General features: G+C 72.2%; 14 protein-coding genes. 8 read left to right on the top strand and 6 right to left on the bottom strand.

What is annotated here, in order from left to right:
• The first annotated feature begins 36 nt into the window (after positions 1–36).
• The gene (locus NE857_RS28430) at positions 37–351 is read left to right on the top strand and encodes a winged helix-turn-helix transcriptional regulator (RefSeq protein WP_184372282.1); all 315 of its coding nucleotides are present in this window, start codon (positions 37–39) and stop codon (positions 349–351) included.
• A gap of 24 nt (positions 352–375) precedes the next feature.
• On the opposite strand, the gene rsgA is transcribed toward NE857_RS28430, so the two are convergent.
• Both rsgA and aroA read right to left on the bottom strand, forming a co-directional pair.
• Positions 376–1,407 (bottom strand): ribosome small subunit-dependent GTPase A, encoded by a 1,032-nt coding sequence (rsgA, locus tag NE857_RS28425; RefSeq protein ID WP_184366110.1) that lies wholly within the window; start codon positions 1,405–1,407, stop codon positions 376–378.
• Entirely contained in the window at positions 1,404–2,741 is a 1,338-nt protein-coding gene (gene aroA, locus NE857_RS28420) for a 3-phosphoshikimate 1-carboxyvinyltransferase (RefSeq protein WP_254418417.1), read from the bottom strand. The genes rsgA and aroA overlap by 4 nt, the downstream gene beginning before the upstream one ends.
• A gap of 113 nt (positions 2,742–2,854) precedes the next feature.
• Here aroA and NE857_RS28415 point away from each other — a divergent pair, with 113 nt between their 5' ends.
• Positions 2,855–4,027 (top strand): cysteine desulfurase family protein, encoded by a 1,173-nt coding sequence (locus NE857_RS28415; RefSeq protein WP_254418416.1) that lies wholly within the window; start codon positions 2,855–2,857, stop codon positions 4,025–4,027.
• Between the two features lie 64 nt (positions 4,028–4,091).
• Here NE857_RS28415 and NE857_RS28410 read toward each other — a convergent pair whose 3' ends face one another.
• Positions 4,092–4,745 carry a peptidylprolyl isomerase gene (locus NE857_RS28410; RefSeq protein ID WP_254418415.1) on the bottom strand — a complete coding sequence of 218 codons (654 nt, stop codon included), beginning with the start codon at positions 4,743–4,745 and terminating at the stop codon, positions 4,092–4,094.
• A gap of 106 nt (positions 4,746–4,851) precedes the next feature.
• Entirely contained in the window at positions 4,852–5,334 is a 483-nt protein-coding gene (locus tag NE857_RS28405; protein WP_254418414.1) for a PLD nuclease N-terminal domain-containing protein, read from the bottom strand.
• Positions 5,335–5,565: 231 nt separating this feature from the next.
• Between NE857_RS28405 and NE857_RS28400 the strand changes: the two genes are divergently transcribed.
• The 3 genes from NE857_RS28400 to NE857_RS28390 all read left to right on the top strand — a co-directional run bounded on the left by NE857_RS28400 (position 5,566) and on the right by NE857_RS28390 (position 8,160).
• The gene (locus tag NE857_RS28400) at positions 5,566–6,384 is read left to right on the top strand and encodes a helix-turn-helix domain-containing protein (RefSeq protein ID WP_184366105.1); all 819 of its coding nucleotides are present in this window, start codon (positions 5,566–5,568) and stop codon (positions 6,382–6,384) included.
• Positions 6,385–6,523: 139 nt separating this feature from the next.
• On the top strand, positions 6,524–7,738 hold the full coding sequence (locus NE857_RS28395) for an amidohydrolase (RefSeq protein ID WP_184366104.1): 1,215 nt from the start codon (positions 6,524–6,526) through the stop codon (positions 7,736–7,738).
• A 221-nt stretch (positions 7,739–7,959) separates the two neighbouring features.
• Positions 7,960–8,160 (top strand): hypothetical protein, encoded by a 201-nt coding sequence (locus NE857_RS28390; RefSeq protein WP_184373105.1) that lies wholly within the window; start codon positions 7,960–7,962, stop codon positions 8,158–8,160.
• Positions 8,161–8,198: 38 nt separating this feature from the next.
• Here the strand turns inward: NE857_RS28390 and NE857_RS28385 are convergent, their stop codons facing one another.
• Together NE857_RS28385 and NE857_RS28380 are read right to left on the bottom strand one after the other, a co-directional pair.
• The gene (locus NE857_RS28385; protein WP_184366103.1) at positions 8,199–9,125 is read right to left on the bottom strand and encodes a DUF3592 domain-containing protein; all 927 of its coding nucleotides are present in this window, start codon (positions 9,123–9,125) and stop codon (positions 8,199–8,201) included.
• A gap of 69 nt (positions 9,126–9,194) precedes the next feature.
• Positions 9,195–10,001, bottom strand: a complete 807-nt coding sequence (locus tag NE857_RS28380; RefSeq protein WP_184366102.1) for a TIGR03089 family protein — start codon at positions 9,999–10,001, stop codon at positions 9,195–9,197.
• Between the two features lie 125 nt (positions 10,002–10,126).
• Between NE857_RS28380 and NE857_RS28375 the strand changes: the two genes are divergently transcribed.
• Genes NE857_RS28375 through NE857_RS28365 form a run of 3 tightly spaced genes read left to right on the top strand, consistent with a single transcriptional unit; the run spans position 10,127 to position 14,339 of the window.
• Positions 10,127–12,178 (top strand): hypothetical protein, encoded by a 2,052-nt coding sequence (locus NE857_RS28375; RefSeq protein WP_184366101.1) that lies wholly within the window; start codon positions 10,127–10,129, stop codon positions 12,176–12,178.
• Between the two features lie 38 nt (positions 12,179–12,216).
• Entirely contained in the window at positions 12,217–13,155 is a 939-nt protein-coding gene (locus tag NE857_RS28370) for a glycosyltransferase family 2 protein (protein WP_184366100.1), read from the top strand.
• Positions 13,152–14,339, top strand: a complete 1,188-nt coding sequence (locus NE857_RS28365) for a glycosyltransferase family 4 protein (protein WP_254418413.1) — start codon at positions 13,152–13,154, stop codon at positions 14,337–14,339. Before NE857_RS28370 ends, NE857_RS28365 begins: the two co-directional genes overlap by 4 nt.
• The last annotated feature ends 16 nt before the right edge of the window (positions 14,340–14,355 follow it).

Raw genomic sequence — 14,355 nt, 5'->3', positions numbered from 1 at the left:
GGGACGAAGGACTACCACTGCGGCATCGACGCGGCGATGGACGTGGTGGGCGGGAAGTGGAAGGTGCTGATCCTCTGGGCCCTCGACGAACGCCCGCGCCGCTTCGGCGAGCTGCGCAGGGTGCTGCCGGGAGTGTCGGAGAAGGTCCTCGCCTCCCACCTGCGCGAGCTGGAAGACGACGGGATCGTGCTGCGTGAGGACTTCGCCGAGGTCCCGCCCCGGGTGGAGTACTCGCTTACGGAGCTCGGACGTGGCCTGAACCGCGCGCTGGAACCCCTGGGGCGTTGGGGACGTGAGCACGTCCTGGGCAAGGCCTCCCACAACGAGGCACCCGTGAGCCACGCCCCCTGACCGGCCGAGCGGCGCGCGGATGAATCAGTGGTGCGGGCCGGGTGGCGGCTGCTCCGGGTCGGTGTCGTCCTCGCCCTCGCGGCTGCTGAGCAGGCGCCGGAGCGAGGCCACGCGCTCGGCGTCGAGGCCGCCCCGGGCCTGGGCGGCCTCGACGGCGCACTCCGGGGCGTCGGGCTGGTGGGTGCAGCCGGGCGGGCACTCCTCGGCGATCTCGGCGAGGTCGTGGAAGCCCGCCACGATCTCCTCCGGGGAGATGTGCGCCAGACCGAAGCTGCGCACCCCCGGGGTGTCGATCAGCCAACCGCCCTCGAAGGGCAGGGCGAGCGCGGAGGTGGAGGTGTGCCGACCGCGGCCGGTGACCGCGTTGACGTGGCCCACCGCCCGGTCGGTGCCCGGCACGAGCCGGTTGACCAGGGTCGACTTGCCCACACCGGAGGAGCCCACGAACACCGTGCTCTTGCCGGCCAGGCGGGCGCGCAGTTCGTCGAGGCCACCGTCGGGGCTGAGCACCTCGTACGGCAGCCCCAGCGGCTTGTAGGTGCGCAGCATCTCGTCGGGGGAGGCCAGGTCGGCCTTGGTCAGGCACAGCAGCGGCTCCAGCCCGGCGTCGTAGGCGGCGACCAGGCACCGGTCCACGAAGCGCGGTTGCGGGGCGGGGTCGGCCAGGGCGCAGACGATGGCGAGCTGGTCGGCGTTGGCCACGATCACCCGCTCGACCGGGTCGGTGTCGTCCGCGGTACGTCTGAGCACCGAGGCGCGCTCGCGTACCCGGACCACCCGGGCCAGGGTGTCGGGCCTGCCGGACAGGTCGCCGACCACGTCCACCCGGTCGCCGACCACGATGGAGCCGCGGCCGAGCTCGCGGGCCTTCATCGCGACCACCGGGACGTCGGCGACCAGGCACCGGTACCGGCCCCGGTCGACGGCGGTGACCAGGCCCTCCACGGCGTTCTCGTGCTTGGGCCGCTTGCGGGTGCGCGGCTTGGAGCCGCCCCGGGCGCGTACGCGGATGTCGTCCTCGTCCAGGTGGCGTCCCCCGCCCCGCGTGCGGCTCATGCCAGGACCTCCGACCACAGGCCGGGGAAGTCGGGCAGGGTCTTGCGTGTGGTGGCGATGTTCTCCACCTCCACCCCGGGCACCGCGAGCCCGATCACCGCGCCGGAGGTGGCCATCCGGTGGTCGTCGTAGGAGTGGAACACCCCGCCGTGCAGGGGTCGGGGCCGGATGACCAGCCCGTCGGGCAGCTCCTCCACGTCTCCGCCCAGGCGGTTGATCTCGGTGGCCAGCGCCGCGATGCGGTCGGTCTCGTGCCGGCGCAGGTGCGCGATCCCGGTCAGCCGGGAGGGTGAGTCGGCCAGGGCGGCCACGGCGGCGATGGTGGGGGTGAGTTCGCCCACGTCGCGCAGGTCGGCGGTGATCCCGTGGATCGCACCGGTACCGCGCAGGGTCAGGTCCGTGTCGTCCGCGCCGGACCGGAGGACCTCCCCGCCCATCCGGGTGAACAGCTCGCGCAGGGCGTCTCCGGCCTGGGTGGTGCGCACCGGCCACCCCTGGACGGTCACCTCACCCTTACTGACCAGGGCGGCGGCCAGGAAGGGCGCGGCGTTGGACAGGTCCGGCTCGACGGTGAGCTCCGAAGCGGAGACCGGGCCGGGCTCGACCTTCCACCAGTTCTCGCCGGTGGTGACGGCGACCCCCACCGCGCGCAGCATCTCGACGGTCATGTCCAGGTGCGGCTGGGAGGGGACCGGCGGGCCCTCGTGCCGGATGTGCACGCCCTCGGTGAAGCGGGCACCGCTGAGCAGCAGGGCGGAGACGAACTGGGAGGAGCCCGAGGCGTCCAGGGTGACCTCGCCGCCGCGCACGGCACCGGTCCCGCGGATGGTCAGGGGCAGGGCTCCGCGGCCGCCGTCGTCGATGTCGGCGCCCAGGGCGCGCAGGGCGCCGACCAGCTCGTCGATGGGCCGCTCCCGGGCGCGGGGGTCGCCGTCGAAGCGCACGTCACCGGTGGCCAGGGCGGCCAGCGGCGGTACGAACCGCATGACGGTACCGGCGTTGCCGACGTTCACGTCGGCCGGGCCGCGGAGGGCGGCCGGGGTGACGGAGAGGTCGGGGACCGAGGGGTCCTCGGAGGGGACCTCGGCCACTCCGACGCCGAGCGCGCGCAGGGCGCCCACCATGAGCTCGCTGTCCCTGCTGACCAGCGGACGGCGCACCACGCACGGCGTCGCGGAGAGCGCCGCCAGCACCAGGGCCCGGTTGGTGACGGACTTGGACCCGGGCAGGGGGATCCGGGCGCGCACCGGCCGCTGGGCGGCGGGCGCGGGCCAGTGCTCCCCGGCGGGGGCGGCGGCGGTCGTGGCGGGCTGCGTGGACGCGGAGTCAGGCATGGTCCAAGGTTATCGGTCCGGACCGGGGAGCGGAGAAAGCCCGTGTCCGGCCTGTGGACAACAGGGGACGGTGGGTGAACCGGGATGTGGCCGGACGTATCCTGGAATGCGCCATGGTGTATCTGGATCACGCAGCCACGACCGATGTCCGCCCCGAGGTGATCGCCGATGTGGCGGCGGAGCTCGGTGCCCTCGGCAACCCCTCGTCCCTGCACGGCCACGGGCGGACCGCCCGGCGGACCGTCGAGGAGTCGCGCGAACGCGTCGCCGAGGCGGTGGGAGCCACCCCGCACGAGGTGGTCTTCACCGCGGGTGGGACCGAGTCGAACAACATCGCGCTCAAGGGCCTTTACTGGTCCCGCAACGCCGAGGACCCGGCGCGTACGCGGATCCTGGTCAGCGCCGTGGAGCACCACGCCGCGCTCGACCCCGTCCGTTGGATGGCCGACCACCAGGGCGCCGTCTGCGAGGAGCTTCCGGTGGACGCCCTGGGCAGGGTGAGTCCGCGGGTCCTGCGCGCGGCGATCGAGCGCGACCCCGCCTCGGTGGCCGTGGCCTCCGTGATGTGGGCCAACAACGAGATCGGCACCGTGCAGCCGGTGCGCGAGCTGGCCGGGGTCGCCGCCGAGTACGGCGTTCCCTTCCACACGGACGCGGTACAGGCGGTGGGGGCCGAGGAGGTCGACTTCGCCACCAGCGGGGTCAGCGCCCTGACGCTGAGCGGCCACAAACTCGGCGGCCCGGTGGGCAGCGGGGCACTGGTGGTCGCGCGGGGGCTCGCTCCGGTTCCGGTCCTGCACGGCGGCGGCCAGGAACGTGACATCCGCTCCGGAACGCTGTCCGCCCCGCTCACCCGGGGACTGGCGACCGCGGTGCACACGGCCGTGGCCGAACGCGAGGAACACGTCAAGCACCTGACCGCGCTCCGCGACGAACTGGAGTCGCGTGTACGCGGGGTCGTGCCGGACGTCGTGGTCAACGGCGATCCGGAGCTGCGGCTCCCCGGCATCGCCCACCTGTCGTTCCCCGGCTGCGAGGGCGACGCCCTGCTGATGCTGCTGGACGCCAGGGGCATCTCCTGCTCCACCGGCTCCGCCTGCTCGGCGGGGGTGGCCCAGCCCAGTCACGTACTGCTGGCCGCCGGGGCCGACCCGGACGTGGCGCTGAGCAGCCTGCGTCTGTCCCTGGGCCGCACCTCCACCGGGCAGGACGTGGACCGGCTGGTCGAGGCGATCGGCCCCGCGGTCGAACGCGCCCGCGCCGCCATGGCCAAACGGCGGCGCTGAGCGCGCTCGGGTCTCGGTCGTTGCGGGCCAGGCCGGTTCGGGCCCGGGTCGGTTCGAGCCGGGGTCAGCCGTCCGCGTGCTTGATGGTGACGGACTCCAGCACGACATCGTTCGTGGGACGGTCGTTGTCGTCCGTCTCGATGACCGCGATCGCGTCCACCACGGCCATGGACTCCTCGTCGGCGACCTTGCCGAAGATGGTGTGCAGCCCGTTCAGGTGCGGGGTGGGCGCCACCGTGATGAAGAACTGCGAGCCGTTGGTGTCGGGGCCCGAGTTGGCCATCGCCAGCAGGCCGGGCTCGTCGAAGCCCAGCCCCGAGTCGAACTCGTCCTCGAACTGGTAGCCGGGGCCGCCGCGGCCGGTGCCCGTGGGGTCACCGCCCTGGATCATGAAACTGTCGATCACGCGGTGGAAGATCGTGCCGTCGTAGAACTCCGCCTCACCCGTCTCCGGGTTCTCCGGGCCGTCGCCCTCGGCGAGTTCCACGAAGTTGGTGACGGTCAGCGGTGCTTCCTCGGCCAGGAGCTCCACCTCGATGTCGCCCTCACTGGTGTGGAGCGTGGCCCCGGTGACGTCGGGAACCTCGACCTCGGCCGCGGGTTCGGTCGCTTCGGGCGAGGTGGCCTCCGGCTCGGCCTCCTCCGCGTTCCCGCACGCCGCGGTGGCGAGCAGAGCGGTGGAGGCGAGGATCGCTACCGGCACAGTCAAGCGGTTCATCGGTTCACTTCCGGGATCAGATTCGCAGCGGGGCGGCACACAGGTTACTGGGAACCCGGGAGCCCCAGATCCCGGGGGCGTGCCCGACCGAAATACTGTGACCGAATCAGGATGTGGAACCGGTCGCGTCCTCGTCACCTTCGTGTTCGCGCCGCTCCTCGCCCTGACCTCGCTCCTGGCTCCGGTCCCGGTCCCCACTCTGGTCCAGAGCCCGGTGCTCCCGCTCCTGGCGCTCCCGCTCCTGGAACTCCCGAGCGCGCTGGCGCTGCTCCTCGGCCCGCTCACGGCAGCGCCGCAGGAACGCCTCGTCCTCCTCCGGTGAGACGGCGCGGGCGCGACCGGGGTGCTCGTACTCGGGGAAGGGCGGCGGCGGGCCCGCCGGGCCGCTGGAGAGCGCGGGGTTCCGGGGCGGGCGGCCCAGCATGAACCACAGCGCGGGGCCGAACTTGGGCACCAGCAGGACGATCACGGCCCAAACGGGCTTGGGCAGCAGCCGGACCCGATCGGCGTCGGACCCGATGACGTCGAACAACACGTAGACCCAGAAGACGAGCGAGGCCACGGCGAGGAAGAGGGCGAGGTAGACCAACGGACCTTCCAATCGGGGGAAACACTCGACAGGCGTGGGCGACATCGTCGACTTTGTGCTGATTTATCACGGATGGCCGCACCCGCCCGGACGCTTGACCAGCCGCCCCGACCCAGGAGAAGGTCGGATCAAAGGGGCTGGGGTGTCACACTGAAGGGTACGTCACCGCAGGCCCCTAGAAGCGTCGCCCCGGGCGGCGCCCCGAGGTTCCGGGCGAGGACGGGAGAGGTTATGGGCGTGAACACCGCGTTGCCGTCGGCGATGTGGCTCCCCTTCGGAGCTCGGGTGCTGCGGGCCCGATCCGACCGGGGCCTCTCCCGCGCGGAGCTCGCCAGGAACGTCGGGGTCACCGACGACAAACTCCGCGAGGTCGAGGACGCGCACTGCCGCCCGGCCCGCTCCCTGGTGGAACGGGTCGACACCGTACTCGGCACCGAACACCAGTTGGTCGACGCCTGGGCGATCACCCTCCAGGCCGAGGCCTTCCCCAGCGAGTTCGGCGACATGAGCGAGCTGGGCACGCACGCCGCGCGCCTGTGGGAGCACCAGCCGATGGCGGTCCCGGTCTTCCTGCGCACCCGCGAGTACTCGCGGGCCGTCCTCGAGCCCCGCCACCCCAACCTGGAGCCCGAGGAGATCGAGGCGCTGGTGGAGGAGGAGATGGCTGAGCGGGCGGCGACGACCGGGCCGGAGGGCCCCGCGCTGCGGGTGGTCCTCAACGAGTCCGTGCTCCAACGGCCCCAGGGCGGCGCGGACGTCCTCAACGGCCAGCGCGACTTCCTCGCCGACCTCATCAAGGCGGGCATCGTCGACCTCGGGGTGATCCCCGAGGAGACACCGCACCACCCGGGCCTGGGCGGGGCCTTCAGAATCATGGAGTTCGCCGACCGGCCCAGCATGGTCTACGCCTTCGCCGCCCAGGGCGGTGAGCTCACCGGGGACAGCGAGGACGTCGGCCACTGCCGGATGGTGCGCGACTCCATCGAGGAGGCCAGCGTCCAGCTGACCCCGGAGTCCGAGCTCCTCACCGCCCGCTGGCCCGCCGGATGAGCGGCCCGCGGTCTGTCGGCTGACGGCCACCAGGCGGCCGACCGAAGGGTCAACGGTGCTGACCGGTGACCGATTCGTAGGGTGATCGGTCGTCGAACGGCCTTGGGAACGTGACCGTCCATGGGTTAGGTTGCCCGCCATGGATATCGCAATCACTTCCGGATACGTCGTTCCCGTCGACGGAGACCCCATCGACGGCGGCACGGTCCTCATCGCCGACGGGAAGATCGCCGCCGTCGGCGCGGCCGCCGACGTCACGGTCCCCGAGGGAGCCGAGATCGTCGACGCCGCTGGCCAGTGGGTTCTGCCCGGCTTCGTCGAGGCGCACGGCCACGTCGGCATCCACGAGGAGACCATCGGCTGGGCCGGTGACGACACCAACGAGATGACCGACCCCAACGGCGCCCGCATGCGCGCGATCGACGCCATCAACCCCGCCGACCAGGGGTTCGTCGACGCGCTCTCCGGCGGTGTCACCAGCTCGGTGATCAAGCCCGGCTCCGGCAACCCCATCGGCGGCCGCACCGTCGCCATCAAGATGTGGGGCCGCAGCGTGGAGGACCGGCTGCTCAAGGAGCCCGCCAGCGTCAAGAGCGCCCTGGGCGAGAACCCCAAGCGGGTCTACGGCAAGAAGGACACGCTCCCCTCCACGCGCCAGGGCGTGGCCGCGGTCATCCGCGACGCGTTCACCAAGGCCCAGGACTACAAGGCCAAGCGGGACCACGCCGCCGAGGAGGGCAACCCCTTCGACCGCGACAACACCCTGGAGACCCTCGTCCGGGTGTTGGACGGCGAGGTGCCCTGGTGCCAGCACGTGCACCGAGCCGACGACATGCACACCGCGATGCGCCTGGCCGACGAGTTCGGCTACCGGCTCATCATCAACCACTGCACCGAGGGCCACCTGCTGGCCGACGAGATCGCCGAGCGCGGCATCCCGGTCATCACCGGGCCGCTGATGACCGCCCGTTCCAAGGTCGAGGTGGGCAACAAGACCCTGGCCAACCCGGGCATCCTGGATCGTGCGGGGGTGAAGGTCGCGCTGACCACCGACGCCCCGGTCATCCCGATCGAGTTCCTCGTCTACCAGGCGATCCTGTGCGTCAAGGAGGGCATGGACCGTGATTCCGCGATCCGCGCGCTCACCGTCAACCCCGCCGAGATCATGGGCCTGGACGACCGGGTGGGCTCCCTCAGGCCCGGTCTGGACGCCGACATCGTGATCTGGTCCGGTGACCCGCTCGACATCATGAGCCGCGCCCAGCGCGTGTTCGTCGAGGGCCGCGAGGTGTACACCTACGACGAGGCCAAGCGCACGGGTACGGCCGCCGACCCGTACTACCGGGAGGCCTAGCCGCTTCTGCCGGTTGGGGTTCCTCAGCGGCCTCAGTGCCGCCGACGGGCCCTCTGAGGTACCTCAGCCGTCCGCACGCCGCGCCCCACGCCGTCTGAGGCGGGGCGCGGCGCAGGTGTCTGGTGAAGTCTCCCGATGTGCGGCCGGGGGCCTTATCGGAAGTCTGTGGGCAGCCGGGAGAGCAGACCCGGTGGACACGGACTCACCGAAACGGGGACACCATGCATCCGGATCTCGCCGCCCGGGCCGCCGACCTCTACCGCGCCGAGGCCGAACGCGCCGCCCGCGAGGAGCGCGCCGCCCGCCAGGCCCGGAAGGAGGCCCGTCGGAGGAACACCAGAGGGAAGGCCGGTGCCGGGGGCGGGGCGCGCGCCACGGAAGCGGAACGCGGCGGCGCCTGCCGCCGCGAATCGGCCGTGTGAGAAACCCGGAGGGGAAGCCGAGCCGGCAGGGCGACCGGTCAGAGGATGAACGCCAGCACCGAGCCGACGAGTACGAAGACCCCACCCACCACGAACGGCACCACGACCGGGATCCGCCCCGCGTTCGGGTGATCGGCCAGGGCGTAGTGCGGTGGATGGGCGGGGTCGTAGTCCACGCGCAGTTCCTGTTGGGGAACGGGGACGAAACGGCCGCTGGCGACGGAGTGCCGAACGTGGACCTCCCGCCCGTCGGCGGCCTGGAAGTAGACCGTGAACGGGTGCACCCGAATCGTGGTCCACCCCCTGTTCCGACGGCGTCCGCGCTTGGTCTCGGTCCAACAGTCGGTCACCGTTCCCGTGGTCGAGGCCCGCAGGTCGGGGCGCGTGCTCGTGTCCGTGAGCAGACGGTGCGCCGCGCTTGCCAGCACCCCCAGGCCCAGCACGACGAAGAGCGGCGGTATCAGGCCAAGGGCGGTATCGGCGCGGTTCGCCGCGACCAGGACAGCGATCACGAGGATGACCAGGCTCGCCGCCAGAGGGGACAGCGCCGCTGTGAGGGAGGGCGGGCCGGGGACCCCGTCGCGGTAGAGGGGGTAGTCCCCCCGGGAACGGTCCGGGAAGGCCGCACGCTCCACACGTACGTTCGACGGGTCCGCCGGGTCGTACAGCGCTGTGACCGGGGTGCCCTCCCGGAGGAGGTAGCCCCCGGTCCCCGACTCGTCGACCGCCTCCCAGGAACCTCTCCCGACGTCATGCAGCTGGACGGTGACCGCCTGCCGTCCGGAGGGGCGGCCCAGGGGGTGGACGGCGCGGACGACCCCGTGCGTGCGGACCCCAGACCTGGCCAGCCCCAGTTCGCGCCGACGCCGCGACAGAGCGAGAAGGGTTTTTCGGGCCCCCGTGTAAAGCAGGTATCCCGTCACGACCAGGAGCGGGACCAGGGGAGCGAGAGCGTCGGTGTTCACCGGAACGTTTTACCAAGCCGACATAACAGACGGAGCAACGCCCCCGGCTTCGCCCTGGCCTTCCTACGCTCAGACGACCCGGCGGAAGGGCAGGTCGCCCGCGGGCTCGGGCCCGTACAGCACGCTGACCCGCTCCGTGCCCATCCGGTCCAGGAACCGCTGGAGGTCGCCCTCGGCCGGGGGCGGGGTCAGCACCAGGGGCGCACCGGAGACCACCGCGGCGGTGAGCACGGACAGGTCCTCGCGGAGCGCGGTCAGCGGGGCGTCGGGGGCGACGACCACCGCGAGCCGGTCCTGCTCGCCCAGGTCCCACTCCTTGGCCAGGGCCCGCCCGGCCGCCGCCACGTCGGCGCCGGTGAGGGTACGCCCGGCGGACTCCAGGGCGGGTTCGGCGGCGTCCACCGGGTAGGCGGGGAAGTGGTCGCCGTGCCCGCGCACCTCGACGGTGTAGTCGGTGACCATCGGCGGAACCTCGCGCAGCGGCAGGCCCAACGGGTCCAGGGAGGTGCCCACGACCTCCTCCGCGCCGCTGTCCAGGGCGGCCTCCAGGCGGCCCGAAGCGGCCACCGCGACCTCCGTGTCCGGCGCCACCCCTTCGTCGGACAGCACCACCGCGGCCCCCACCGACCAGCTGGACAGGATCCACGCCAGGGACTGCCAGTGCGGCGGCAGGGCGAGCGCCACCCGGTCGCCCGGCTGGGTGCCGAAGCCGTCCACGAGCATGTTCGAGGTCTTGGACACCCAGTTGTCGAGGGTGGCCCGGGAGAGCTCGATCCGGTCGCCGAGTTCGTCGTAGGAGGTCACGAACGGGCGTGAGGGATCGGCGGAGACGAGGGCGCGCCAGAGCCGCGCGGGAGAGTCGGACATGGCGCCCATGTTAGGTGTTCCCGCTGGCCCGGACGGCCTCACCAGCGCGTTCTTCCGGGGTCCGGTTAGTCATGGTCGCGCCCGTGCTGGGATGCGGTGTGCGTACCGTGCCGCCAACTGCCAGAGTTGCCCCCATGCGCCTGCTTCCCGGACGGATCCTCGCCCGTGTGACCGCGCTCCCCGCGATCGCCCTCTCGGCCTGGCTCCTCGCCGCCTTCCCCCTCCTGGTCATCGGCCATTTCACCCCGCTGACCTCGCTCATCCTGGGGCTGCCCGCCGTCGTCGCGGCCTGCGCCCTGGTACCGCGGCTGATCCCGGACCCGCCGGACGGGGAGAGGGTGCCCTGGTGGCCGGTGATCGCGGTCCTGGTGATCGCGGTGGCCTTCGCCGCCGTCCAGATCGCCTTCCACGCCGAGGCCCTGGTGATCCGGCGCGACCCGGCCTCCTACGCCATGTACACGGCCTGGATCGCGGAGAACGGGTACCTGCCCATCCCGCAGCAGCGCGAGCTCATCGCGGGCGACGACCCGGCGCTGAGCTACCAGAGCCTGGCCTACTACCAGCGCGACGACGTCATCTGGCCGCAGTTCATGGCCGGGGCGCCGCTGGTCCTGTCGGTCGGCTACTGGCTCGGCGGGCTGGACGGCATGCTCGTGACCACCCCGGTCCTGGGCGCACTGGGCGTGCTCACCTTCGCCGGGCTCACCGCCCGTCTGGTGGGTGCCCGCTGGGCTCCGCTGGCCGCGCTGATCCTGGCGGTGTGCCTGCCGCAGCAGTGGGTCAGCCGGTTCACCTACAGCGAGCCCCTCGCCCAGATCCTGCTCCTGGGCGGCCTGCTCCTGGCCTTCGACGCCCTGGCCCGGAACCGGAGCATCACCGACCGCTGGGGAGGCCCGCAGACCCTGGCGGCCGTCGCCGGGCTGGTGTTCGGGCTGGGTGTGCTGGTGCGCATCGACGCCATCCGCGACCTCCTGCCGGTGGTCGGTTTCGTCGGCCTGCTGCTGGTCGCCCGGCGCGGTCAGGGGCTTCCGCTGGTCGGCGGGCTCGCCGTGGGGGTGATCTACGGGCTGGTCGCGGGGTACGGCTTCTCCTACCCCTACCTGGACTACCTCTCGGACTCCCTGAACCCCCTCCTCCTGATCAGCTCCGTGGTCGTCTTCGCCACCGTCGTGCTCACCGCCGCGCTGTGGCGGTACGGGCTGCCGCACACCGAACGCGTCCGGTGGCTGCCCAACACGATGGCGGCGCTCGCGCTGCTGACCATGGTCGGTTTCGCGATCCGCCCCCTGCTCTGGCCGGACTACGGGCACGGCAGCGACTTCACCGACCAGTGGGTCGCCGCCGTCCAGCAGATCGAGGGCCTGCCCGTCGAGGGCAGCCGCACCTACTACGACATGAGCCTGTACTGGGTGGGCTGGTACGTGGGGCTGGGCACCGTCCTGTTCGCCGCCCTGGGCGTCGCTCTCGTCCTGCGCAGGCTCACCCAGCGCCGCGACCTCCCGTGGCTGCTGCCCGCCATGCTGCTGGTCTGGACGGTCACCACCACCCTGCTCCGCCCGGCCATCACCCCTGACCACCCGTGGGCCAGCAGGCGGCTGATCGTGCTGGTGATCCCCGCGTTCATCCTGTTCGCGGTGTGGTTCCTGGCCTGGCTGACCCACTACTGCGAGCGCTCCGTCAGCTACACCAGGGGCGGTTCGATGGTCCGCTCACTGCCCGCCGTGGTCGCCGCCTGCGCCGCGGTGTCCCTGCTCGGACCAGCGGTGGCCACCTCTGCCGCGGGGATCATGGGGTACCGGCAGGACGTGGGAACGGTGGCCGAGACCGAGCGGCTCTGCGCGTCGCTGCCCCCTGACGCCTCGGTCATCGTGGTTGACTCCGCGATGGCGGGGAATTACATGCCGCTGCTGCGCAACGTGTGCGGGGCGCCCACCGCGGCCCTGGCCGACCCGAGCCCGGAGGTGGTCCAACGCGTGGTCTCGGCCGTGCACGAGCGCGGCCGGGACGCCGTGCTCGCCGCGCCGGAATGGGACCACCTCGACGGGCTCACCGACGGCTCGGTGGAGCCCGAACGGCACTTCCACGTCGTCGCCGAAATGGACCCGAGTACCCTCATGGAGCCCCCGACCGGACACTGGACCTTCAACGGAAGCGTGTGGACCGCCGTCCTGCCCGCCTCCGAATAGGGTCCGCGCCGCCCCCGACCACCCCGCTGAGAAGAAGCATGAGCCACACAGACTCCGAAGAGACCGCCGCGCAGATCACCGACGACCCGCCCGTACGGGTCACGATCGTGCTGCCCTGCTACAACGAGGAGGAGCACGTCGTCGACGAGATCAAGCGGATCTGCGCGGCGATGGACGCCTCCGGGTACGGGTACGAGCTGCTCGCCGTCGACGACGCCTCCACCGACGACACCCTCGCCCGGCTGCGCGAGGCCTCCGACGTCTTCCCGCACACGCGCGTGGTGGCCTTCGGGCACAACGGCGGCTCGGGCACGGTCCGGCGGATCGGCAGCCAGCGGGCGCGCGGCGAGTACGTGGTGTGGACCGACGCCGACATGAGCTACCCCAACGAGCGCATCCCCGAGCTCGTCGCGATGCTCGACGCCGACCCCGAGACCGACCAGGTCGTGGGTGCGCGCACCCAGGAGATGGGCACGCACAAGGTGCTGCGGGTCCCGGCCAAGTGGATGATCCGCAAGATCGCCGAACGCCTCACCAACACCCGCATCCCCGACCTCAACTCCGGGCTCAGGGTGTTCCGCAAGGACGTGGCCCGTCCCTACCTGCGCTTGCTGCCGCCCGGGTTCTCCTGTGTCACCACCATCACGCTGGCGTTCCTGTCCAACCAGCACACCGTGAAGTACGTGCCCATCGAGTACGCCAAGCGCGCGGGCACGTCCAAGTTCCACTTCGTGCGCGACGCCTACCGGTACATCCTCCAGGTGCTGCGCATGGTCATGTACTTCAACCCGCTCAAGGTCCTCATGCCGCCCGCGCTGTGGCTGCTGGGGATCGGTGCGGCCAAGTTCGTCTACGACCAGGTCCGCAACCCGCTCTACATGCCCAACAACACCGTCATGATCCTCATGACCGGGCTGATCATCGCGGCGATCGCGCTGCTGGCCGACCTCATCGTGCGTTCCAGGGAGCACCCGTGACCGACCACGCGGACCCGGGGGATGGCCGCGAGGCCCCGGCGGCCCGGCGGATCACCCTGGTCGGCCCCGCACACCCCTACAAGGGCGGCGGTGCCCGGCACACCACCGAACTCGCCCACCGGCTGCGCGACCTCGGCCACGAGGCGGGGATCGAGTCGTGGCGGGCGCAGTACCCGGCGGCGCTGTACCCGGGGCAGCAGACCATCACCGACCCCGAGGGCGAGCCGTTCCCGCGCACCCGGCACGAGCTGGCCTGGTACCGCCCGGACGGCTGGTGGCGGACCGGGCGGCGGCTGGCCCGGGAGAGCGATCTGGTGGTGCTCACCCTGTTCTCACCGGTGCAGGTGCCCGCCTATCTGGGCATCCTCGCCGGGATCCGCTCACTGGTCCGTGGCGATGGCAGCGGCGGTGACCGGAACGGCGGGGCGGGGCCGCGCGTGGTGGTGCTGTGCCACAACGTCCTGCCGCACGAGCGGCGGGCGATCGACGTCTGCCTGGTCCGGGCCCTGCTGCGCAGGGTCGACGGGGTGCTCACCCACTCGGCCGAACAGGGCCGCCTCGCCGAAGGGCTCCTCGGCCCGGGGGCCCCGGCGCCGGTGGTCGCCCAGATGCCCCCGCACCTGCCCGACACCGGGGGAGTGCGTTCGGACGAGCACACCGGGGAGTGCCGCAGCCTGCTGTTCTTCGGGATCGTGCGGCCCTACAAGGGCGTGGACGTCCTGCTGCGGGCCCTGGCCGAGGGGGCGCCCGAGGACGTCACGCTCACCGTGGCGGGGGAGTTCTGGGGCGGCTACGGCGACCTGGCGGCCCTGGCCGGGGAGCTGGGCCTGGCCGACCGGGTCCGGTTCCGGGAGGGCTACGTGCCCGCCGACGAACTGCCCGAACTCCTGGCGGGTGCGGACGCCCTCGTACTGCCGTACCGTTCGGCCACCGCCACCCAGAACGTGTGGCTGGCGCACGAGCACGGGCTTCCGGTCATCGCCACCCGGGCGGGCACCCTCGCCGACCACGTGCGCGAGGGGGTGGACGGCCTGCTCTGCGAACCCGGGGACGCGGCCGACCTGGCCCGGGCGCTGAGGGCGTTCTACCGGCCGGGCGAGCCCGCCCGGCTCAGGGAAGGCGCCCGGCCGGTGGACGCCGAGCCGTACTGGAAGGCCTACACGGACCGCCTGCTCGGCACCTGATGCCGGGCAGTCCGCC

Source organism: Nocardiopsis exhalans, from assembly GCF_024134545.1.
Lineage (GTDB): Bacteria > Actinomycetota > Actinomycetes > Streptosporangiales > Streptosporangiaceae > Nocardiopsis > Nocardiopsis exhalans.
Note: the sequence above shows the minus strand (reverse complement) of the source record. Positions and strands in the feature narration are given on the sequence as shown.